This window comes from Desulfobacterales bacterium, from assembly GCA_034520365.1.
Classification (GTDB): domain Bacteria; phylum Desulfobacterota; class Desulfobacteria; order Desulfobacterales; family Desulfosalsimonadaceae; genus M55B175.
In genome coordinates this window covers 486,888-510,487 of record JAXHNP010000006.1, presented here as the reverse complement: position 1 = coordinate 510,487, position 23,600 = coordinate 486,888, and the positions used below count along the sequence as shown (strand labels likewise).

At 52.8% G+C, this 23,600-nt stretch carries 19 protein-coding genes; 17 read left to right on the top strand and 2 right to left on the bottom strand.

The features are described from left to right. Positions 1 to 133: 133 nt before the first annotated feature. Positions 134 to 1,528, top strand: coding sequence for a sigma 54-interacting transcriptional regulator (locus tag U5L07_10395; protein MDZ7832149.1), 1,395 nt, complete (start codon positions 134 to 136; stop codon positions 1,526 to 1,528). 83 nt (positions 1,529 to 1,611) lie between these two features. Here the strand turns inward: U5L07_10395 and U5L07_10390 are convergent, their stop codons facing one another. After that, positions 1,612 to 2,823, bottom strand: a complete 1,212-nt coding sequence (locus U5L07_10390) for a hypothetical protein (protein MDZ7832148.1) — start codon at positions 2,821 to 2,823, stop codon at positions 1,612 to 1,614. 283 nt (positions 2,824 to 3,106) lie between these two features. On the opposite strand from U5L07_10390, the gene U5L07_10385 reads away from it, so the two are divergent. From U5L07_10385 to U5L07_10330, 12 genes are all read left to right on the top strand, one after another. Then, complete coding sequence (locus U5L07_10385) at positions 3,107 to 3,478, top strand: NifB/NifX family molybdenum-iron cluster-binding protein (protein ID MDZ7832147.1); 372 nt, start codon at positions 3,107 to 3,109, stop codon at positions 3,476 to 3,478. A 25-nt stretch (positions 3,479 to 3,503) separates the two neighbouring features. Next, entirely contained in the window at positions 3,504 to 3,755 is a 252-nt protein-coding gene (locus U5L07_10380; GenBank protein MDZ7832146.1) for a DUF5320 domain-containing protein, read from the top strand. Between the two features lie 55 nt (positions 3,756 to 3,810). Then, positions 3,811 to 4,176: a DUF5320 domain-containing protein gene (locus tag U5L07_10375; GenBank protein MDZ7832145.1), complete on the top strand. Its 366-nt coding sequence runs from the start codon at positions 3,811 to 3,813 to the stop codon at positions 4,174 to 4,176. A gap of 75 nt (positions 4,177 to 4,251) precedes the next feature. Then, the gene (locus tag U5L07_10370) at positions 4,252 to 4,887 is read left to right on the top strand and encodes an MBL fold metallo-hydrolase (GenBank protein MDZ7832144.1); all 636 of its coding nucleotides are present in this window, start codon (positions 4,252 to 4,254) and stop codon (positions 4,885 to 4,887) included. A gap of 252 nt (positions 4,888 to 5,139) precedes the next feature. Beyond that, on the top strand, positions 5,140 to 7,218 hold the full coding sequence (locus U5L07_10365) for a class I SAM-dependent DNA methyltransferase (protein ID MDZ7832143.1): 2,079 nt from the start codon (positions 5,140 to 5,142) through the stop codon (positions 7,216 to 7,218). Further along, on the top strand, positions 7,218 to 8,489 hold the full coding sequence (locus U5L07_10360; GenBank protein MDZ7832142.1) for a restriction endonuclease subunit S: 1,272 nt from the start codon (positions 7,218 to 7,220) through the stop codon (positions 8,487 to 8,489). The genes U5L07_10365 and U5L07_10360 overlap by 1 nt, the downstream gene beginning before the upstream one ends. Further along, positions 8,482 to 11,712, top strand: a complete 3,231-nt coding sequence (locus U5L07_10355; protein ID MDZ7832141.1) for a type I restriction endonuclease subunit R — start codon at positions 8,482 to 8,484, stop codon at positions 11,710 to 11,712. The genes U5L07_10360 and U5L07_10355 overlap by 8 nt, the downstream gene beginning before the upstream one ends. A 19-nt stretch (positions 11,713 to 11,731) precedes the next feature. Beyond that, positions 11,732 to 12,400, top strand: coding sequence for a DNA repair protein RadC (gene radC / locus U5L07_10350; GenBank protein ID MDZ7832140.1), 669 nt, complete (start codon positions 11,732 to 11,734; stop codon positions 12,398 to 12,400). Between the two features lie 183 nt (positions 12,401 to 12,583). After that, positions 12,584 to 13,234 (top strand): DUF4433 domain-containing protein, encoded by a 651-nt coding sequence (locus U5L07_10345; GenBank protein ID MDZ7832139.1) that lies wholly within the window; start codon positions 12,584 to 12,586, stop codon positions 13,232 to 13,234. A gap of 17 nt (positions 13,235 to 13,251) precedes the next feature. Beyond that, positions 13,252 to 14,325 carry a macro domain-containing protein gene (locus U5L07_10340; protein ID MDZ7832138.1) on the top strand — a complete coding sequence of 358 codons (1,074 nt, stop codon included), beginning with the start codon at positions 13,252 to 13,254 and terminating at the stop codon, positions 14,323 to 14,325. Beyond that, complete coding sequence (locus U5L07_10335; GenBank protein MDZ7832137.1) at positions 14,315 to 14,542, top strand: zinc-binding dehydrogenase; 228 nt, start codon at positions 14,315 to 14,317, stop codon at positions 14,540 to 14,542. The genes U5L07_10340 and U5L07_10335 overlap by 11 nt, the downstream gene beginning before the upstream one ends. A 37-nt stretch (positions 14,543 to 14,579) precedes the next feature. Beyond that, a complete protein-coding gene (locus U5L07_10330) occupies positions 14,580 to 14,972 on the top strand; it encodes a hypothetical protein (GenBank protein MDZ7832136.1) in 393 nt (130 codons plus the stop codon). Between the two features lie 56 nt (positions 14,973 to 15,028). Here the strand turns inward: U5L07_10330 and U5L07_10325 are convergent, their stop codons facing one another. Beyond that, positions 15,029 to 17,995 (bottom strand): DEAD/DEAH box helicase, encoded by a 2,967-nt coding sequence (locus tag U5L07_10325; protein ID MDZ7832135.1) that lies wholly within the window; start codon positions 17,993 to 17,995, stop codon positions 15,029 to 15,031. A gap of 259 nt (positions 17,996 to 18,254) precedes the next feature. On the opposite strand from U5L07_10325, the gene U5L07_10320 reads away from it, so the two are divergent. The 4 genes from U5L07_10320 (at position 18,255) to U5L07_10305 (ending at position 23,473) form a co-directional block, all read left to right on the top strand. After that, complete coding sequence (locus tag U5L07_10320) at positions 18,255 to 18,869, top strand: VOC family protein (protein ID MDZ7832134.1); 615 nt, start codon at positions 18,255 to 18,257, stop codon at positions 18,867 to 18,869. A 30-nt stretch (positions 18,870 to 18,899) separates the two neighbouring features. Further along, the gene (locus tag U5L07_10315; GenBank protein ID MDZ7832133.1) at positions 18,900 to 20,492 is read left to right on the top strand and encodes a DUF2868 domain-containing protein; all 1,593 of its coding nucleotides are present in this window, start codon (positions 18,900 to 18,902) and stop codon (positions 20,490 to 20,492) included. 18 nt (positions 20,493 to 20,510) lie between these two features. Further along, the gene (locus U5L07_10310; protein ID MDZ7832132.1) at positions 20,511 to 21,923 is read left to right on the top strand and encodes a GTPase/DUF3482 domain-containing protein; all 1,413 of its coding nucleotides are present in this window, start codon (positions 20,511 to 20,513) and stop codon (positions 21,921 to 21,923) included. A 137-nt stretch (positions 21,924 to 22,060) separates the two neighbouring features. After that, positions 22,061 to 23,473 carry a DEAD/DEAH box helicase gene (locus U5L07_10305; GenBank protein ID MDZ7832131.1) on the top strand — a complete coding sequence of 471 codons (1,413 nt, stop codon included), beginning with the start codon at positions 22,061 to 22,063 and terminating at the stop codon, positions 23,471 to 23,473. Positions 23,474 to 23,600: the final 127 nt, after the last annotated feature.

Below are 23,600 nucleotides of genomic sequence, written 5' to 3'. Positions count from 1 at the left end.
GCGGCCCGTCCATCTGCTGATTCGGAGGGTGACAAGTTAGGAGGTAATGCCAAGCCCGATAATAGTACAGGCAATTTATATGCCAAATTTAAATAGCTTCGGGGATACCGAAACCCCTGAAGCGGAGTCATCAATGACTGATATCAAAAATCAAATCCGTGCCGAGCTGCCCCCAAACGTCACGGAGATTATTCTGGAGAGCATCTCCGAAGGGGTGTTTACCGTGGATAAAAACTGGCGGATAACCTCCTTTAACCGGGCGGCCGAGGAAATCACCGGGGTCCCCCGGGAGGAGGCCATCGGCAAGCACTGCTGGGAGGTGTTTCGGTCCAACATGTGCGAGTCCGCCTGCGCACTGCGGCGGACCATGGCCGAGGGCACCCCGATTGTCAACTCCTCCACCTATTTTATCAACAACGAGCGCCGCCGCATCCCGGTGACCGTCTCCACGGCGGTCCTTCGGGATGAAAACGGCAGCGTCATCGGCGGGGTGGAAACCTTCCGGGATGTGAGCCAGGTGGAGGAGCTGAGAAAAGAACTGGACGGCCGCTACCAGATGGGCGACATGGTAAGCCGGAGTCCGGGGATGCAAAAAATTTTCGCCCTGATCCCCCAGGTTGCGGCAAGCGACAGCACCGTGCTGATCCGGGGCGAGACCGGCACCGGCAAAGAGCTTCTGGCGCGCGCCATCCACGAACAAAGCCACCGCAAGGACAAGCCCTTTGTGGCCATCAACTGCGGCGCCCTGCCGGATACCCTGCTGGAATCCGAGCTCTTCGGGTATAAAGCGGGCGCGTTCACCAACGCGGTAAAAGACAAGCCCGGCCATTTCTCCGCTGCCAATGGCGGCACCCTCCTTCTGGATGAAATCGGCGATATCAGCCCGGCCTTCCAGGTAAAGCTTTTGCGTGTGCTCCAGGATAAAACCTATCAACCCCTGGGCTCCACAGAGACGCATACCACCGATCTCCGGGTGCTTGCCGCCACCCACCAGGATTTATCAAAGATGGTCGCGGAAGGCCGATTTCGGCAGGACCTGTATTACCGGATCAACGTGGTCACCCTGGCCCTGCCCCCGCTGAGAGATCGAAAAGAGGACATTCCGCTTTTGTGCGAGCGGATCATCGCCCGGATGAACCGAATGCGGGGGCGCGCTGTGACGGGTATCTCCCAGGAGGCCCTGGCCGTGTTAATGTCCTATGATTATCCCGGAAACATCCGGGAGCTTGAAAACATCATTGAGCATGCCTTTATCCTGTGCGCGGATGAAATGATCATGCCGGCCCATCTGCCCGAGCATTTGCGGCCCGGCCGGCAGGATGTCTGCGCGGTGGACACCGGCACCATGCAGGCGGCCAAACGCTCCGTGGAGGCCCAGGCCATTATCGACGCCCTTGAGCGAAACAACTATAACCGCCAGGCCGCGGCCCGGGATTTGGGCATCCACAAAAGCACCCTGTTCCGAAAAATCAAGGCTTTAGAAATTGATCTACCCGAGACGGACGGCCGATCCAGCCGGAGCGGGTAAAGAAAGACGGCTTCTTTTTAAGAATAAGAAAGACCTGCTCCTTTAAGTCCCCCTTTTCCCAAAAGGGGGACTTAGGGGGATTTCTATACCACCCACGCCTCAATATATTTCCGATAGGCCGCATCCGCCTTTGCAAGCACATGATCAAGCTCCCGCGGATTCTCCAACTCATGGTCGCAGCCGCAGCCCAGGCATTCCCGCTGGGACCGGACCGGAAAAAACCGGCACGGAAGCCCCTGCCCCGTCTCATCCCGGCGCCGTCCATGGAAATCCTCGTTGGGCAAAAGCGAGGTATTGGACATCCCGTAATAATACCAGTTGGTCAGGGTGCAGCCCCCGCCGAGTTCCGGGCTCGGGCAGGAGCAGATGGTATAGGGCGTATCAAAAAACTTCATGGATGAAAAAATGGTACCCCGGGCCAGATACTGGATGTTGGCGAATTCAAAGGCAAGCTCTTTGTGCAGCAGATGGGCCTTGTTGTTCTTATGCATGGACCGGATCCAGGTAGGCGTATACTTGCCGGTCACCGGCAGAATCTCCCAATCCGGATAGGTGGCCTCAAGCAAAGTTTCTATCCGGTATTCTTCGGCGCCGTTTTTGCGAAGTAAGCGGAGCCGCTCAAAAAGTTCCGTATATTTGGCATCCGTATCCGGCAGTTTTCCATAACGGCGCCTGAGTGACTCATACCGGGCCATGAGCCGATCCAGCAACCGGCGGCTGTCTTTTCCCGAAAGCATGTTAAAGACTTTGCCGTCCTTTTTTAAATCGTCCACAATGCCGGCGCTCCGACAGGCGCAGTGGCCGATGTATACCGGACTGGCCCTTAAAATGTCCTGCCACACCTCCTGGATCGGCAGCACCCGGCCGTTCAGGATATAGTTTAGGCCGATATCCCGGAGCCTGGTAATCGTTTCTCCGGGCAGATGGCTGATCCACCAGGGCAGAAGCACGATCAGTTCATGGATCACCGGCACGGTCGTCTCCCGCCGCCACAACAGGTAATCCCCGATTTTATCCGCCATGCGCCGGGCCACGGAGCGTTTCAGCCCCTTGGGCTCCTCCTTTATCAACGCCTGCATAATCCCTTTTCGCAGCAGTCTTTTCTCAACCGATGAAATCTCGGTGTGCAAAGATTCCGGGTTGGCCCGCCGGATATCCCGCACCCTGTGTAAAAGGGCTGCCAGCTCGCTTCGCGCAATGGGCCAGCGGCGCTTGAGTTCCTTTACTTCCGGCGGATCGCATGGATTTTGCGGCAAATCGAGTTCGCCTGGATGCATGTCGGTATGATGGTGCATGAAGATTGTTCCTTATTATCTTTAAAAAACATGAAGTTCCGTACTTAAACGGGGCGGACCGATTTTTCAATCAAATTTTCAAATGCAGCTTAAAAGGTCGCAGAATGGCATTGATCCCGGCAATACCATCGCATAATTGCAACTAAAATACACCCGTTTCCGCCACGCCAGCTTACCTGTATATAAAACAAGTTATTGATATAATTATATTTAAATATTTAACCAGTCATATTTGCAGGATTGGCATATTAAATGCAAATCCACTTATACAAAGGAGAAACGCATGAGAATCGGGGTAACTGTCTGGGGAAATATTATATCACCGGTATTTGATGCTGCCAACACATTGCTTGTGGCAGACATGAACGCCGGGCGCATTACTCATCAGGAGCGAATGCAGCTATACCCCGGATCGCCGGCGCATCAGGTGGAAACACTTCGTCAGGCCGGCGTTCAGGTTCTAATCTGCGGAGCGGTTTCTGAAGTCCCGGCAAATATGATTGAAGGGGCGGGCATCCGCTTGATTCCATTTATTACCGGCCAGGTGGACGAAGTCCTCCAGGCCTATGCAAGACGCCAGCTGCCGGCACCGGGTTTTATGATGCCGGGATGCGGCAGCCGGCGCCGCAGAAGACGTAGGGGCCGAAAGCGTTAATATATACTTTAAGGAGGTGAACACTATGCCACGAGGCGACGGAACAGGACCGGAAGGGCAAGGCCCGATGACCGGCAGAGGTATGGGCCAATGCGGCGGGAACACCGACCGCCGGCCGAAATCCCGGCGTCCCGGCCAGGGGGCCGGACGCGGACAAGGCGGCGGACAGGGCCGCAGCCTGGGTCAACGGATTGCCACCGGATTCAACAATCTCAGACAGCGCGCCCGGGGCGGCAACGGCCGACCCAGCGGCGGGCGCGGGAGAAAGAGCGCATGACAAATACGAAACAGCGCATTAATAAATAGAATTAAAACAAATGGAGGTGAGCATTATGCCAGCAGGAGATAGTACAGGACCAGTGGGCTATGGCCCGATGACCGGCCGCGCAGCCGGATTCTGCGCCGGTTATGGCGCTCCGGGATACGCCAATCCAGGATTTGCCCGGGGCAGAGGTTTCGGACGCGGCCGCGGATTCGGTCTCGGATTCAGGGGCGGCCGGGGCCCCGGCTTCGACCGTGGTTTCGGATTCGGTGCAAGATGGGGGGCGCCCTCCCCCGGATACGGCTATTATCCGGCCCCGGCCGCCCCGGGACCGCAGGATGAACTCAATGTGCTGCGACAGGAATCCGAAAACCTGAAAGCGGAACTCGATAACATCAACCAGCGGATTTCGGAACTCGAATCCCCATCCGCATAGGAAATACCATAATGATCAGGCCGCCGGCATTCGGCCGGCGGCCTGATTTAAAAATCAAAAAAGGAGCCGTGCCCTATGAAAATCACTATCTTATACGACAATGACGCCTGGGATACCCGCCTGGAACCGGACTGGGGGTTTGCCGCCCTGATTGAAGCCTTCGGCCATACCATCCTGTTTGACACCGGCGCCAAGGGAGAGCTCCTCTTAGACAACATGAAAAAACTCAACATTTCGCCGGAATCCATCGAAGAAATATTTATCTCCCACGATCACTGGGACCATACCGGCGGTCTGCTATCCATACTGGATAAGAAGCCGGTCCGCGTCTACGTGCCGGATACCATCTCGGCAGCCCTGCCAGCCAGGGAGACCATCCCGATGAGCCTGTCAACCAAACTTCACAAACATATCTATTCCACCGGCACGCTCAAAAACATCGAACAGGCCATGTGCATCCAGCAGGACGGCAAGGTCGTTGTCATTGTCGGCTGCTCGCACCCGGCTGTGGATACCATCCTCAAATCAGCATCCGAAATCGGCGATGTCTCCGCCTTAATCGGCGGCCTTCACGGCTTCAGCAATTTCGAGGCCCTTGATTCACTGGACATGGTCTGCGCCACCCACTGCACCCAGCACAAACAGGAAATCCAATCCCGCTTCCCCCAGATCGCTACCCCGGGCGGGGCCGGCAAGGTGATCGAGCTATAGTCAACAAAGCGCTCTCATTAAAAACAAACCATATTCCCCCATCTATAAGCCTATCCAACGCATCATGGATAAGTACGGTTGACATATTACGCGCTGCATAATATTAATATATAATTGAATCATTTGCCTGCCGCGATACGGAAAAATTATAAATTCCAGATTATTCCTGAATTGAATCAATGGAAGACAACTTTTGATTGGATCGCGAAATATGCCAAACCACTCTTCACTACTAAAGTCTGATCAAAACGGATGATGAAGACCCACGACCTGAAGCAGCTTGAAGACGATCTCTGGCGCAGTGCGGACACGCTGCGGGCCAACTCCGACCTGAAATCCACCGAGTATTCCACACCGGTGCTGGGGCTTATTTTTCTTAAATTTGCCGATAACCGATATCGCCGGTTTGAAAAGGAAATCCTGAAAACATATACCCGGCTGAAAGGGACCCGCCGGGAAAAGCCGTTGAGCGATATCGCCATTGAAAAATGCGGGTTTTATCTGCCGGAACACGCCCGGTATGACTACCTGTTGAACCTTCCGGAAGAAGCGGACAAGGCCAAGGCCATCAAAAATGCCATGGCGGCCATCGAAGAATACAAGCCGGAGCTGCGCGGCATTCTGCCGCAGGATGAGTATTTTCGGCTTACCCGAACGGACAAAACCATCCCGGGTCAACTCCTGAAGAATTTTTCCAACATCCCGGCAGATGCGGAAGGCGATATTTTCGGGCAGATCTATGAATATTTCCTGGGCAACTTTGCCCTCGCCGAGGGCCAGGGCGGGGGCGAGTTTTTTACGCCCCGGTCGGTGGTGCGGCTGATGGTGGAAATCATCGAGCCCTGGGGCGGCCAGGTTTTTGATCCGGCCTGCGGTTCCGGCGGCATGTTCGTCCAGTCCGTCAAGTTCATCGACCGCCACCGGCAGGAATTGTCTAACGGCAACGGCGGCGACATCTATGTGTACGGCCAGGAAAAGACACTGGAATCCGTGAAGCTGGCCAGAATGAATCTGGCGGTCAACGGTCTGCGCGGCGATATCCGGCAGGCCAACACCTACTACGAGGACCCCTACGGCAGTTTCGGGGGGTTTGACTATGTACTGACCAATCCGCCGTTTAATGTGGATGACGTCAGCCTCAGCAGCGTGGAAAAGGATCCGCGCTTTAATGCCTACGGCATTCCCCGCAAGAAAACCAAGACCAAAAAGAGCGATCAGGGCAAGCAGACCGTTCCCAATGCCAACTATTTGTGGATCAATCTGTTTGCCACATCCCTCAACGAAAAAGGCCGGGCCGCCCTGGTTATGGCCAATTCCGCATCCGACGCCCGGCATTCCGAGGCCGACATCCGCCGGAACCTGATCGAAAGCAACCTGATCTACGGCATGCTCACGCTCCCTTCCAACATGTTCTATACCGTCACCCTGCCCGCCACCCTTTGGTTTTTTGACAAGGCCAAGCCGGATGACCGCATTTTGTTCATCGACGCCCGCAACATTTATACCCAGATCGACCGCGCCCATCGGAAGTTTTCCGAGGCGCAGATCAACAATATCGCCGTCATCAGCCACCTGCACCGGGGCAAACGGCGTAAATTCGTTCAACTGGTCGACCATTATTTTGCGCAGGGCATGGCCGCACTTTATGAAAACAAGGAAAAGGTGGAACCGGTATCCGAGCAGCTGCTGGAAGTGCTGGAAAACAACGGCGGAAAGCAGGCCGTGGCGGATCTGGTAGCGCAATGGGATGGCCTCAGGCACCTGCAAACCCAATATGAGGCGTATCTGGATAAGCAATCGGAAGCTGCATCATCTGTAAGCCGGACAAATACCGCCCAGCATGCGCTGCGGCAGGCATTTGATCCGTTTTTTACCGGGCTGCACGACGGCTTGAAGCAGCTCGGCAAGATCGTGCGCCGCCATGAAAAGGCGCGGACCGAGGCCGCCAAGAAGGCGAACAAACGGCAGGCGGCGGACAAAAAGATCAAGGCGCTAAAAGCCGCATTGGAAGAACTGCAGGAGGGGGTCAAGAATGCGGAAAACTATTTTGCGCATATCCAGTGGCTGCAGGATCGCTTTCCCCATGCTGAATATGAAGACGTGACCGGGCTTTGTAAACGGGCTACAATGGAGGAGGTTAAAGAGCAGGAATACTCCCTTAACCCCGGGCGTTATGTGGGCGTGGTGGTTGAGGAGGATGGGAAGACAGAAGAAGAGTTTATTCAAGACTTATTGGCAATGAATGATGAACTAAACCGACTAAATTATGAGGACAACACTCTTAAAACAATAATAAATCAAAATATTAAACAAATTACAGGGGAAACATGATGAAAAACTGGGCAAATAAGAAACTACAGGATTTATGTACCTCTGTGATTTCGGGCGGGACACCTCTGAGAACAGTGGCTGATTACTATAAAAATGGAAAAATACCTTGGCTCAAGACCAGCGAAGTCAAAAAAACCTTAATTTATGAAACAGAGGAAAAAATAACCGAGAAAGGCCTCCAAGAATCCTCTGCTAAGCTTATTCCTGAAAATAGTATAATTGTGGCAATGTATGGAGATGGTAATACAGCCGGACATGTGGCCATCAATAAAATACCACTATCAACGAATCAAGCCTGTTGTAATTTCATAATCGACAGCAATGAGGCCTATTATAAATTTATCTATTATTACTTAAAGGGGAATTATAACAACCTGATAAACCTTAAACTTGGTGGCTCACAACAAAATTTGAATGCCACAAACCTGAAAAAATTCCCAATAAAAATTCCTAAGCCAGAAACCCAAAAAAAAATCGCCGCTGTGCTTTCCGCCTACGACGACTTAATCGAAAACAACAAGCGCCGCATCGCGATACTGGAAAACATGGCTGAGGAAATCTACCGGGAGTGGTTTGTGCGCTTCCGGTTTCCTGGTCATGAAAAAGTTAAATTTGAGAAAGGGGTGCCTGCAAATTGGAATGTCATTGAATTGAAAAATATTGCCTATGAAGCCTCTAAAAGCACAAAACCGGGTGAGCATTTGTCGAACAGGTTCTATTTGCCGCTTGATTTATTGAATACCAAAAGAATACTTCCTGCCGGGCACTTAGACTACACGGAAGCTAAAAGTAGTTTGGCGACTTTTGAGGAAGGCGATATTCTGTTTGGGGCTATGCGACCTTACCTTCATAAAGTCGCCATTGCGCCATTCAAAGGCATTACAAGAACGACTTGTTTTGTGATCCGACCGTATGATGAGGAAGATTATGCATATGTCTTTCTGACCCTATTTCAAGCTTTCAGTGTAGATTACGCAACCATGATATGTAATGGATCAGATCGGCCGTATGTTGTGTGGAATAAAGCAATGGAAAGAATGCAGGTTCTCTATCCTGAAAAAGCAGTCCTCAAATCCTTTGAAAAAATTGTTCGGCCCATACTTAACGCAATCAAGAAAAAATATTTTATTCTTAAACATTTAGAAAAAACAAGAGCGCTGCTTTTGCCCCGCCTCATCTCCGGCAAACACTCCGTCGAAGACCTTGACATACAGTTTCCGCCAAGCATGCTGGATGAACCCCCCGAGATCCGGGAAGCCGCCTATGCCTAACTTCATCTCCGAAGATCAGATTGAACAGGCCATTCTGAAGAAGCTTCATCAGGACTATGGCTACGAACGGCTCAATTGCCATACCACTGATCCGAAGGAGATGAATGACGGATCGAACCGCACCGACAAGCGGGATGTGATCCTGAAGGACCGGTTGAGGCAAGCCGCCATCCGTCTGAATCCGGAGGTCCCGGAATCAGCCATTGATCAAGCATTGGCGGGCCTCGCCGACAGGCGCCAGGCCGTGTCCCCCATTGCCGCCAACCGCGAAGTGGATACCCTGATCCGAGACGGTATACCGGTGGTTTTTGAAGACAACGAGGGCCGGCAGGTCCATGAATATGTCCGGGTCATTGACTTTGACAATCCGTCGGAAAACCGGTTTCTCGCCGTCTCCCAGTTGTGGATCAAAGGCGAATTGTATTTCCGGCGGCCGGATATTCTGCTGTATGTCAACGGCCTTCCGCTGGTTTTCATCGAGCTGAAAAACTCAAACGTGAAGCTCAAATCCGCTTTTGACGACAACCTCACCAACTACAAGTCCGATATTCCCCAGCTTTTTCTGACCAATGCATTCTGCATACTCTCCAACGCCATTGAAACCCGCGTAGGCAGCTTCACCGCCAGCTGGGAACACTTTTTCAAGTGGCTGCGGGTGGATGATGAAAGGGAGAAGGTGGATACGGAAAAAATCCGGCAGCTCGGCACCAGTATGGAGTACGTGGTGGCCGGGCTCTGCAGACCGGGCCGGCTCCTTGATTACATTGAAAATTTCATCATTTACTATCTTGAAAACCAGAAAATCATCGCCATGAACCACCAGTTCATGGGGGTTAACAATGCCTATCGGGCCTTTCTGGATCGCGAGCAGCGGAAAGGCAAGCTCGGTGTTTTCTGGCATACCCAGGGGGCGGGCAAAAGCTTTTCCATGATTTTCTACGTGCGTAAGATCTTCCGTAAACGCCCCGGCAACTATACCTTTTTGGTGATTACCGACCGGGAGGATCTGGACGGCCAAATCTACCGCAATTTTCTAAATACCGGCACCGTCAGCAAACACGAAGCGGCTCAGCCCGGAAACAGTGAGGAAATGCGCCGTTACCTGAGCCAAAACAAGCGCATTGTCTTCACCCTGATTCAAAAATTCCGCTACGACAAAGGCAAGCCGTATCCGCTGCTCTCGGACCGGGAGGATATCGTCGTGATCGTGGATGAAGCCCACCGGACCCAGTATGAGACCCTGGCGGAAAATATGCGGCAAGGGCTGCCCCATGCACAATATCTCGCCTTTACCGGAACACCGCTGCTGGGCCGTCAGCGCAAGACCAATGCCTGGTTCGGCGACTACATCAGTGAATACAACTTCCAGCAGTCCATGGATGAAGGAGCCACGGTGCCCCTTTACTATGAAAAGCGGGTGCCCGAAGTCCTGCTCCAGAACGAAGATTTGAGCGAAGAGTTCTACGAAATCCTGGAGCATGAAAACCTGGAGCCCGCCCAGCAGGCCAAGCTGGAAAGAAGATTCGCCAAAGAAATTGAAGTGATCAAGCGTGACGACCGGCTGGAAACCATTGCCCGGGACATTGTCTATCACTTTCCCCGGAGGGGCTACCTGGGCAAGGGCATGGTCGTTTCCGTGGACAAGTTCACGGCGGTCAAAATGTATGACAAGGTGCAGCGCCTCTGGCGAAATGAGATCAAGACACTGCGCGGCCGGATTAAAAAATCCGGCAATGATGTGGAAACGCACCGGTTAAAAAAGATACTCGATTACATGCACGGGGTTGAGATGGCGGTGGTGGTGAGCGCAGAAAACGGTGAGGAAGAGAAATTCAAAGCCCAGGGCCTGACCATCAAGTTCCACCGGACCCGGATGGAACAGGTGGACGCCCAGGGCCACGACATTGAATACAACTTCAAGGACCCGACCCATCCCCTGCAGCTGGTGTTTGTCTGTGCCATGTGGCTGACCGGCTTTGATGCGCCCACCGTTTCCACCCTTTATCTGGACAAGCCCATGAAGGATCATACCCTGATGCAGGCCATTGCCCGCGCCAACCGGGTAACGGACTTTCAAATCAATAGGGTGGAAAAGAAAAACGGGGAAATTATCGACTATTACAACGTCTTTCGCAACATGAAAAAGGCGCTGAAAGAATATGCCCAGGGTGAGGACGGACTGGAGACGCCCCCGGTAACAGACAAAAAGGAACTGTTCCGGCTGCTGGATGAGGCCATTGAGCAGGCCTTGGCCTTCTGCCGGGAGCGGGACATCGATATGGCCCGGATATTGGAAATTCAGGATGTTTTTAAAAACATCGGGCTTTTCAACCAATATGCCGACATCCTGCTGGGTAATGATGAATGGCGCAAGACCTTCAATGTTTATGAGAATACCATTTCTTCCCTCTATGATGCCTGTAAGCCCGAGATTCTGGGTTATGATACCGGCCGCATGGTTGCGGTGTTTCAGTATTTGCGGGGCGTCATGGACAGCATCATCGACCAGGAGGATATCGAGGCCGTAGGACTGCGGATTGGGGAACTCCTGGACGAAAGCGTGGTGGTGGACAATCCGGAAGCATTTGTCGCCGCTCAGAACAAGCCGTCCTATCAAATTGTTCAGACCGGGAAAACATGGGACCTCAGTCAAATCGATTTTGAAAAGTTGAAAGCCGATTTTCAGCACGCTGCCTATAAAAATATTGAAATCGCGGATTTGCGTAAGTTTATTGCGACCAAAATCGAGCAGATGCTCAAGCAGAATATGACCCGGACGGATTTTGCCCAGAAACTGCAGGAGATCATTGATACCTATAATGCCGGCGGCTCGTCCACTGAGAATTATTACAATGACCTGGTCGACCTGACCCGGGAGATAAAGGATGAAGACGAGCGACATATTCGGGAAGGTTTAACCGAGGACGAACTGGAACTCTATGATTTTTTGAAAAAAGACAAAATGACCAAGGAAGAAAAGAAAAAGGTGAAACTGGCCGCCAAATCTTTGTTGCACCGGCTTCTTGAGGAACATCCCAGGGTGCTTGTCCAGGACTGGCATAAGGATTCCCACACCAAATCCGTTGTGCGTTCTGCGGTTGAAGAAGTGTTGGACAAAAAACTGCCGGCCAGCTATGACCGGGGGCTGTTCAAGAAAAAATGCGACATTGTGTTCGATATGATGGTTCAGTATGCCAGCACCGGTCGGAAATGGGCGGCATAGGGGAAATGAGGGAATGTAAATGGCCAAACGCATCGCTGACTTGCCGGTAAATGACCGGCCTCGGGAAAAAATCCACACAAAAGGCGCCGGGGCCTTATCTGACGAAGAACTGGTGGCCGTATTGCTGGGCTTTGGTACACAGGGGCATGATGTCATGACCATCGCCAGGCGGATTGTCAAACTCGTGGATGACCATCAGGGCAGACCGGCTTTGGCCGATTTTCAGCGGTTAGAAGGGGTGGGGCCGGCCAAGGCGGCGCTTATTGCGGCTGCCCTGGAATTTGCCCGCCGGCGTATCCGGCCGGAAGGTATAAAGATCAACTCGCCGATCGACGTGCTGCCCCTGATCCGCCATTACAGTGACCGCAAGCAGGAGCACTTTCTCTGTATCTCCCTGAACGGCGCCAATGAAGTGATTGCCACCCGGGTCGTTTCGATCGGTCTGGTCAACAAGACGCATGTCCATCCCCGGGAAGTTTTTGCCGATCCCATAACGGATCGGGCCTCGGCCGTGATTATTGCGCATAATCATCCCGCCGGCGATCTCACCCCCAGCCGGGAGGATATGCTGCTTACTTCTCAACTAAGAGAGGCCGGCGAAACCCTCGGCATTAATGTGCTGGACCATATTATTTTCGGCCGAAAAGGGCATTACAGTTTTTTGGAAAACAGCGAGCTGCAAAATTGAAACAACGATTAAACCCATAGCAAATTTGCAACTGCGGGTTTAATGCTTCAGGATACAACGCAGTTTAGACATAAACAATTGAAACATCATTATAAAATCGATATTCTAAAAAATATAAACCGGTGCCAAGATATCGATTATTAATTCGAGGGTGACACCAGCTAATGGGGATAAATATTATAATTGCCGAATGCGCCTGAAAAACCGAAGATCTATCACATTACCCATGTCAATAATCTTCCGGGCATTATTGAGGCAGATAAGCTCTGGTCAGACGCGATGCGGCTTCAACAAGGCCTGGGGTGTGAACTTGTGGGCCTGTCAAATATTAAGCACCGACGGCTATATGATATTGAAGTTTCCTGCCATCCGGGCACAAAGGTTGGCGATTACGTCCCCTTCTATTTTTGCCCGCGATCAATCATGCTCTATATTATTCATATGGGGAATTATCCTGAACTCAGTTATAGTGGCGGGCAGGGACCCATTGTACACTTGGTGGCGGATTTGCATGATGTCGTGGAATGGGCCGAATCCGTGAACAAAAAATGGGCTTTTACCGATTGTAATGCCGGTGCATACTATGCGGAATTTCTAAACGATTTGGATAAGCTGCATGAATTGAATTGGGAGTCCATCAATGCCACAGATTTTAGGAGCTACCGAATCAAAGAGGGAAAGCAGGCGGAATTTTTGATGCATGAATGGTTTCCTTGGCACTTAATTGAAAAAATCGGTGTGCTTTATCAAAAGGTTGCAGATGATGTTCAAGAAATAATCGCCGATTCATTTCACCAACCTGCAGTAAGGGTTGAGCCGGATTGGTATTATTGAGAAAAGAGGAGTCTGGCATGATTGAATTCCATAAGGGCGACATTCTGAAAGCAAAGACAGATGCTCTCGTAAACACGGTGAACTGTGTAGGTGTCATGGGAAGGGGCATCGCCTTGCAATTCAAAAAGGCCTATCCGGAAATGTTCACATACTACAAAAAAGTCTGTGATAAGAATGAATTGTGGCCGGGCAAGGTATTGACTTATGAAATAAATAGTCTTTTTCCGCCTTATTATATCATTAACGTGCCGACCAAAAGGCATTGGCGCGGAAAAAGCCGGATCGAGGATATAGAGGCGGGCCTTAAATCTCTAGTGGATGAAATTCAGCGCCTAAAGATTGAATCCATCGCCATACCACCTCTTGGGGCCGGCTTGGGGGGTCTGAATTGGGATACGGTAAAAAACCTTATCATAAAATATTTATCTGACCTCCATGACATCCGAACAGTTATCTTCGAGCCGCGGGGGACACCTGAAGCAAAAGAAATGGTCAAACAACCTAAATCCCCGAATATGACCCAAGGCCGGGCCGCTCTGCTTTGTCTTGTACGTCGATACTTAGCTGCCCTGATGGATCCTTCAGTGACACTGCTTGAAATTCACAAGTTAATGTATTTTATGCAGGAATCCGGTCAACCCTTGCAATTGCGCTATGAAAAAGGCATCTACGGACCCTACGCAACAAACCTGCGCCATGTGATGTCTCATATTGAAGGACATTTCATCGATGGATACGGGGATGCAGAAGATAAGCCCGACAAAGCAATTGAACCCCGCCCCCGAGCGATGGCGGCGGCTGAAGATTTTCTTAAACCCAACCAAGACAGCCACAGCCGATTGGACCGGGTCTCTCAATTAATTGAAGGCTTCGAAACCCCATTTGGCATGGAATTGTTATCTACCGTCCATTGGGTGGTAACAAAGGAAGGGGCTGTTAATTATGATCAAGCTGCCAAAAAAACCTACGAATGGGGAGATCGCAAAAAAATGTTCAAAGAAAAACATATCCGCATTGCCTATAATATTTTAAACAATAAGCAATGGCTTTCATGCCCAAACAATGCAGCCGGAATAATCAATGGGCTATAAACGGATTATCATCAATCAGTTCGGCGGCCGGGACGTACTTAAAATGGTTGAGGCGGACAAACTTCCGGAGCCCGGCCCCGGCGAAGTGCGCGTCAAAGTTCTGGTCATCATTTCCGAACGCATGCCATTGGCAGACGTCAGGCGCGCCCACGAGCTGATTGAAGAAGGAGCGGTGGAGGGAAAAATTGTTTTAACGGTCTCAGACACAGCCGCCTGAACTTCAAACCCGTGAAACTGCTTGAAAGGGAAACCATATGCGAAAAATCATGATCTGCTTTGCTGCCGGCTGCGCAGGGGCGCTGGTTAACAGCCTGGTCGTCTGGCTTTCCGGAAAATACGGTATCACGGATGTTTTCGGCGTGGCCATGGCGCCCGCATTAACCCCGGCATGGATCTATCCGCGGATTGTCTGGGGCGGGATCTGGGGCTTTTTATTTCTGCTGCCCATCTGGAATGCCCGGCCATTGGCAAAGGGGGCATTTTTAAGCATATTTCCGACCATTGCCCAGCTTTTGGTGGTCTTTCCGATACAGGCCCATAAGGGTTATCTGGGCCTGGAGCTTGGTCTGCTGACCCCTGTGTTTGTGATCGTGTTTAACCTGATCTGGGGATGGGCGGCCGCGTTTTTAATTAAATTTGCCAGATGAAAAGCAGCCTGCCAGCCGTGGATTGAAAAACTGACGGGCAAGCGGAGCCTATCGCTCTAAAAATTCGAATCCGGCACAGTCAGCAGATCCATCAGTTCATTGCGCGAAAAGGTTTTAAGCACCCCGGGATCGTCTTCTTTTACAATATCCGCCATGAGATGCTTTTTGCGGGCAATAATGGCCGATATCTTTTCTTCAAGGGTGCCTTCGGTCACCAGTTTGAAAACCTGGACCCCGCGTTTCTGGCCGATCCGGTGCACCCGGTCCGTTGCCTGGTCCTCCTTGGCGGCATTCCACCAGCGGTCGTAATGGATCACAACCGAGCCGGCGGTTAAATCAATGCCTGTGCCGCCCGCTTTTAAGCTGCCGACAAATACGCGGCAGGCCGGATCCTCGTTGAACCGGTCAATCACCTGTTTCCGGTTCCGCGTGGCACCGGTCAGACTAACCCCATCAATGCCGCTGTCTTTTAAATAGGATTCAATCATCCGGATCATGGCCACAAACTGGCTGTACACCACTACCTTTTGACCGGTTTCCAGGCAGTTGGAAAGCAGCTCCGTAAAAAGCTCCCATTTGCCGGAGTCCAGCGGCAGTTTCCCGGTCTGAAAACGATCCGAATCGATAATTGCCGGGTGATCGCAAATCTGTTTAAGAAGGGTTAACAAAGCAAAAATGTGGATATAAGGGATATCCGCATCCGCTTTTTCAAGGCTGCTGAGCACGCCTCCGCCCCGATCATTGACCGCCTCCCGGTACAGCCGGACCTGGGTGCCGGTGAGCCGGCAGTAGCGGATATCTTCGATTTTTTCCGGCAATTCGGTCAACACCGAGGACTTGAGCCGCCGGAGGGTAAACGGCGCGATCATCCGGTTTAATTCGATTTTTCGGCGCTTTGCATGCCCCCGGCCGTCAAGATTTCCGTAGCGTGAGTCAAAGGCCTCATCAGCGCCCAGATAACCGGGCAGACAAAGGTCCATTAGGGCTTTTAGTTCGGACAGACGGTTTTCAATCGGGGTGCCGGTCACCCCGAGTTTGATGCGGGCATTAATGGCCTGGGCGGCAGCATAGGATTTGGTGGCTGGATTTTTTATTGCCTGGGCCTCATCAAACGCGGCCATGGCAAACCGATAGCCGGACAGCTCCGCGATATCCCGGAAAAGGATGCCGTATGAGGTAATCAGCACCCGGCCCGGAAGATCGACACCGTCAAGCTCCCGGGCCGCCCCGTGATAGACCATTGGCGTCAATCCGGGGGCATGCTCGCTTATCTTCCGTTCCCAGTGCGAGATCACGCTGGTCGGGCAAACCACCAGAAAAGGAGCGGATTCCCCGCGATTTTCCACAAGCCAGGCCATCAGGGCCATCACCTGATGGGTCTTGCCCAAGCCCATATCATCGCAGAGCAGCCCCCCGAATCGGTTCTCATAAAGAAACAGGAGCCATTCCGTCCCCACCTTCTGGTAATTGCGCAAATCCGATGCCATGCCGTCCGGTTTGGAATAAGCGGCCGGAGGCTTTAGTTCCAATATGTCGGCGAGTTCCCGGCTTTCCGCTGAATCACCCCCTGAAACCGTGAGTTCCGCATCCGCGGACGCCTTGAGCCGGAACAGATCCAGTCGGCTAAGCTTCAAGGCATCGGCCGGATTTTCCAGCTGATCGAGAATTGGATTGGCCGGCTGACCGGTCAAGTTATCCAGATTAAATGCCCGGGCATCCACCCAGCCATTGGATACGGGAAGAAACCGCTTGCCGGATTTTTTGGCCTGATAAAGCTCGGCCAGACTTACTTTTGCATCCCCGCCAAACCCGTAATCAATGGAGAGCCAGCACCAATCCCGATCAAGCGCCTCAGGGGAGAGGTCAATGGAGTGACAGACCGTGTGCACCTGCATCTGTTTGACGCTGTCATCCACAATATGCGGCGGGCGAAACAGGTCGGTGCCGATTCGATCCAGCACTTCCGGCACCCGGTGCTTCTTGATCTTTTTACGGTATTTGCCGCCAAATTTCTCCCAAAGCGGATCAGGCTTTTTGACGGTGGCGAAAAAACCTTTTTCCGGAAAGTAAACAGCATCCTTATACCAGAATTTGCTCAGTTTCCTGCGTTCAATCAGTTCAGTGCCGCCGTCCGGCAGGGTTAGCCGAAAGTAGAGGGTGATGATGAGGTTGTGTTCGGCGTCTGCGGTTACCCAGGCAATGGATGCCAGGGCTTCGGGATACAACTGAAAATCATCGCGGTTTTCCAGATGCCAGCCGAGTTTGGAAATAACCCGATGGGCCCGGTCCCGGGGCAGGGTCAAATCGAACATCGGCTGGCTGTCATACAGGCAGCGAATGACTATTGAACCGTCTTTTTCATTGCTTTCCGCCTTGAGCATAACCCCGGCATCCCCGCTGAGCCGGTAGCAATGATACGCGAACCGATACCAAAAACCGGACTCAAAGGCCTGCCGACGGGTCTGAAATCCTGCATATGCCATATCCTCCTCAGATTCGGTGAGCGTCATGCGCGCCAGCGTGCCAAGAATCCGGCCCCGGTGCAGCGCATCGGCCTCTTCCGGATGCAGGTCGCAGCGCTGGAGCAGAAGATCCCGCTCGGTGATACTGCCGTCGGAAACCCGATGGCCCGGAAAATAAACGATCTGCCAGCCGCCGGCTGGCGGGGCCAGACAAAGCAATTCCCGCTCCTCATCTGACCCATTCTGATTCAAAACACTCAGATTTCGGGGCTCCACCCGGAATGCCGCATGCAGCGCAGCCGCCAGTTCACACCAGGTACTCTGTCGAAACGGGGTGTCAAAATCCGGCGCGCTGCCGATTTCCGGAATCATTTGAGACAGTTCTTGGATATGGGCGCAGGTGCGGTTTTCTTTATACGCCCGGCAGTTGCAGTTCATGGAACCGGCCGCGCCCTTTTCTCTGCTCACCCAGATGGCCGCGCCCGGATCCTGATTACCGGGCTCGGGAATTAGGGCGACGGCATGACGGTAATATTCGATACGCTGGCTACTCGTTGGCATAACATTTATCCGATGAGGAATCTGGCCTCATACAAAGTGTTTAGAATTATTTGATATTCATTCGTTATTGGCGTGGCCTTGGTGGTTGTTATAAGATATGAACGCCAGAGGAATCAATCAAAAATATTCTAATTTTGGCCGGAACCATTTCCGAATTAATCATTGATGCAATGCGTTATAAAATGTTATGTAATTCTCGTATCGTATTTTCTGTTGTTATCGGAAGCCAAACTGCGACTTTTAAGTATAGGACGATGCCATGATTTATCTTGATGATCTGCTGAAGGCAACGGATTTCCGCCAGGCGGTAGAAGAACTGGCGGCGGACTTCAGAAAAACGCACGGGCTGCCCCAGATCCATCAGCTGGGGCTCTTGGTGGAAGATGTGGAAGCCGCCGCCAAAGAGCTGGAAGCCCAAGGCATCGGGCCGTTTTTTATTGCCGCCGGCTCACCGGTATTCTGGATGGAACGGGGGGATAAAAAAGCCATCCAGGGCAGACTCGGGCTTGCCTATTATCAGGGCATTGAGCTTGAACTCCTGGAACCGCTGGATGGATCGGAATTTTATACCCGGAGCCTGGATCCGGACGGCCGCATTGTGGTGCAGCAGCTGGGATTTTTAGTGGATGACGTGGAAACCTGGGCGGATCAGCTCACCATGGCCGGCACCTCTTTATGGCTGCTGGGCCGGCTCAAGATAGGGCCGGCAAAGTACGACTTCGCCTATATGAAGCCCATGGAAGAGAAGCGCAACATGATCATTGAGTTGATCACCTGGCGCCTGATGGGAAAACCCATCGGCCCGCCAAAGAGGCTTTTAAAGACTTTGGGGAAACTTCAAAAACTGACCGGCAAGCGCACGATCCGTGTATAACAACATAAAGCTTGCCCGGGAAACATTCGCATGAAATGGCGCGTCCCTGATATAATCGATTTTGAATACCTGCTGCGGGAGCGTTTCCGCCAAAACCTGGATGATGCAACAGGCGATGCGGACCGGCAGATCTATCAGGCGTTTATCGAAAACCATCCGGATATGGCCGAAAAGGCGGAATCGATTCGCCGGAAGGCCCTTTTCAGGTATTGGCTGTCCCGGAAACGCAAAGAAATCAAGAGCTCCGCCATTGACCCGGCCGTGCTGCCGGGAGCGGCGGCAGCGGAAATCCTTGGCCTGACCCGCTGGATAACCGGTATTTTCGGCATTCTTTTCGGGGCCGGCCTTTGCGGATCGCTCCTGGCCTATGCCGGAGACGATCCAATTAATATTTTTTCCTGCCTGTGGGTAATGATTGCCCCGCAGCTGGTTCTGCTTCTCCTGCTCGGCGCATCAAGCCTTTTCCGCAAAATCGCCCCCGGCATATCCATCGGCGGGATTTACCCCTTATTAATCGGCATTTTCCGGCGCTTTATCAATAAACTCATCAATTCACGGTATAACGCGCTGTCAGCCGACAGACGGACCCGGATCGAGGCGGTGATCGGCATGCTCGGACAGAGCCGGACAATCTATGGCCCGATTCTGTTCCGGCCCATTTTTATCATCGGCCAGATCTTTGGCATATGCTTTAATGCCGGCATCATCGGCGTATTGCTGCTAAGGGTTACCATCACGGATCTGGCCTTCGGCTGGCAGTCCACCCTGCAGCCGGCAGCGGAAACCGTCTACCGCATTGTGGATACCATTGCGCTGCCCTGGTCCTGGTTTCTTCCGGCGGCCATTTCCCATCCCACGGTTTCGCAAATCGAAGGCAGCCAGTTTGTACTAAAAGAAGGCATGCAGCACCTGAATAATGCGGATCTTGTGGCCTGGTGGCCGTTTCTGCTGCTTGCGGTCCTCTTCTATGGTTTGATCCCGCGGGTTTTGATATTTACGGTTACAATGATCCGGCAGCACCGGGCCATAAATCGGCTATCCTTCCAACATGCGGCCTGCGACCAACTGCTCTCAGCCATGAAAACCCCGCGCATCACCACCCGGAGCCGGGCTTATAAAAAACCGGGGGCCGAGCCATCCGATGCAGAGTCGGATGACAGATCAGCCGACACCAAATCCGCCAAAATTTCCGAGGCGGCCCTGGATCCGGCCGCCGTACTGATCCCGGAAGACCTTGCCGGACTATATCCGGATGATGAGTTAAGGGAGCGAATTCAGATACGGCTCGGGCTTGACATGAAAACCGCCATTATCTGCGGATTTGATCCGAATGCCGATGCCCGGGCGATCAAGGAGAAACTTCCGGACGATTTAAATCCGGCGGATATTCGGGGGGTCATTATACAGGAGGCGTGGCAGCCGCCGATTCAGGAAACGCTTTCCTGGATTGGCGCTATCCGCCAAAAAACAGGCATCCAAACCAGCCTGATCATCGGCCTGATCGGCAAGCCCGGGGCGCACACCATATTTACGCCGCCGGCGGACACGGACCGGATGATCTGGGAACATGCCATTGCCAAACTCGGTGATCCGTATGTCAGAGCCGAGGTTTTAGGCGAATAGCCTTTGGAAGGAAATATAGTGACGGATAGAACCCCTGTTTTCGCCATACTCGGTCATCCCAATGAGGGGAAATCATCGGTGGTGGCCACGCTAGCTGAAGACGACAGCGTGCGCATCAGCCCCACGCCCGGGGAAACCCGCAAATGCCGGGAATATCCGGTAATTATTGACGGGGTGGAAATCATCCGCTTTATTGATACACCCGGCTTTCAACAGCCCCGCCGCACCCTCGCCTGGATGCAGAGTTTTGAAGGCGCCGAGGCCGATCGGATCCCCGAATTCATCCGCACCCACCAAAATGACCCGGAGTTTAGCGATGAATGCGAGCTGCTGGCGCCGGTTGCCGACGGGGCGGGCATTATTTTTGTAACAGACGGCTCCCGGCCGGTCCGCAAGACCGATCAGGTGGAAATGGAGATCCTCAGGCTTTCCGGACTTCCCCGAATGGCCATTATTAATCCCAAAGACAAAACCCATATGGCCTACCTGGAAGACTGGAAAGCAGCGGCCCGAAAAGAGTTCAATGCCATCCGGATATTTGACGCCCAGCGGGCCACCTATGCCGAGCGGATCGAACTGCTGGAGGCCCTTAAAATGATTGATCCGGACTGGCAGCCCGCCCTCGCCTATGTGATTGACGCATTCAAGCAGGACTGGGCCCAGCGCATGGCAGAGACCGCGGATATCATCACCGGACTTGTGGAAACTGCGGCCGGGCATAAGGTTAAAAAATCCTGCCGGGATGCGGAACATATCAGCAAAGTGCGTCAGGAATTGGCGGAAAAATATCAGGCGGACATCCAAAAAATGGAGCAGACCGCGCACAAACGCATCAGAAAGCGGTTCAAGCATAATATCTTCAATTTGGAGCTGCCGCCGCAGTCGATTTTAAATGAAGACCTATTCTCTTCGCGCACCTGGCAGATCCTGGGGTTAAACCGCTGGCAGCTGGCCACGGCAGCCGGCGCCGGCGGAGGATTAATCGGGGCGAATATTGATTTTGCGCTGGCGGGTTTAAGCTTTGGCGTGTTTACCGCCCTGGGCGGGGCCATCGGCGCGGGGTCTGCGGTATTCGGAACGGACCGGATGGCAAAGGCCAAAATCCGGGGGCTGCCCCTGGGACGCGCAAAAATCCGGGTGGGGCCCGCCCAAAACGATCAACTGCTGTTTGTCCTGATCGACCGCGCACTGATCTATTTTTCCCATGTCATCAACTGGGCGCACAGCCGGCGCGACCAGCCGCAGTTCGGCATAAATGGCGCAGCCGGGGAAAAATCCGGCTATACCGCCGCCTGGCCGGGCAGCCTCAACCAGACCTGCCGCCAGTTTTTCCGGGCGGTGCGGAAAGGCCAAACCCAGCGGGTCGAAGCGTTAAAGCCCGGGCTTATCGCGGCTGTCACCGATCAATTAAAGAAAATATCCACCGGATAGCGTCGCTCAGGTCAGGCAATTTACATCATCGGCTTGATTTTAAATAATTCATGGCTATTTATAAAAATGTATGATAGATTTAATTATTTATGCTAAACTTATAAATTTTAAAATCACAATTAATTGACAGGAGACGTGTGACAAAACCCCAGATGAATAACAACTCACAAACCGAAAATGAAAATTCTGACATAGAAGTCCCAGACAAAACCCCAGCCGCAGATTCAGGAGAGCCGACAGCCACCGATTCAAATGCCGCCGATACATGGCAGCGGGCCCAATTCGAAGTGCCGGTCGATCCCAACCAAACCCGTTTTCATGACTTTGACCTGCCGGATGCATTGATGCATGCCATCGATGATTTGGGCTTTAAGTATTGCACGCCCATCCAGGCTGAAATTCTGCCCAGCACCCTGGCGGGCCGGGATGCCTTCGGCCGGGCTCAGACCGGTACCGGCAAAACCGCGGCGTTTTTAATTTCAATCATCACGCACCTGACAAACAACCCCATGACGGAGAAGCGAAAATCAGGCACGCCCCGGGTATTAATCATTGCCCCCACACGGGAGCTTGTGATGCAGGTCACCGAAGAGGCCAAACAGCTCGCAAAGCACTGCGATTTAAACATCATTGCCATTTTCGGCGGCATGGATTTCAAGCAGCAGCAGAAACAGCTCACCGACCGGCCGGCGGACATTGTTGTGGCCACCCCCGGCCGTCTGCTTGATTTTTCCCGGCGCCGGGTACTTAATTTAAAAAAAGTGGAAGTCATGGTCATCGATGAGGCGGACCGGATGCTCGACATGGGGTTTATCCCGGATGTCCGAAAAATCATCTACGCCACTCCCCAAAAGGGCACCCGGCAGACCATGCTCTTTAGCGCGACCCTGACCGAGCCCATCACCCGCCTGGCGGCCAGCTGGACCCAAAACCCGACCCATGTGGCCATTGAGCCGGAACAGGTGGCGGTGGATTCGGTGGATCAAATCGTCTATATTGTGACGAGCGACAATAAATTCGCCCTGCTCTACAACATCATCGTTCAGCAGGATCTCAGCCGGGTGCTGGTCTTCTGCAACCGAAAGGATTGGGTGAGGCGGCTGGCTGACAAGTTAAACCGCCATGGCATCAAAAGCCAGATCCTCACCGGGGACGTGCCCCAGGAGAAACGGAGCCGGCGGCTTGCGGACTTCAAGTCCGACAAAATCCGCGTGCTCGTGGCAACCGATGTCGTGGCCCGGGGCATCCATATCGAGGCGATGGACCATGTGATCAATTATAACCTGCCCCATGATCCGGAAGACTATGTTCACCGCATCGGCCGCACCGGCCGGGCCGGCGCAGCGGGCACATCCATCAGCTTCGCAGACGAAGAGGACTCCTTTTACATTCCGGAGATCGAGGAGTTCATGGAGCGCCCCCTGCCCTGCACCGAACCGGATGACAACTGGCTGATTCTGCCGCAGAAGCCGGCTGAAAAGAAAAGCGCGGGCCGCAAAAAAAGCCCCCGCCGAAAAGACACAGGCGGTAAAAAAAATAGATCAAAATAAAGGTTGCAAAAGCCATTCGAATCAAATAAGCAGTCCCTACCCTGCTGACGGCAAAATATCCGCTTTTCCCTCCCGCATCCCTTGATCATCCGGCAAAAGCCGGAAAGTCCAGAGAACCCAGGTTGTT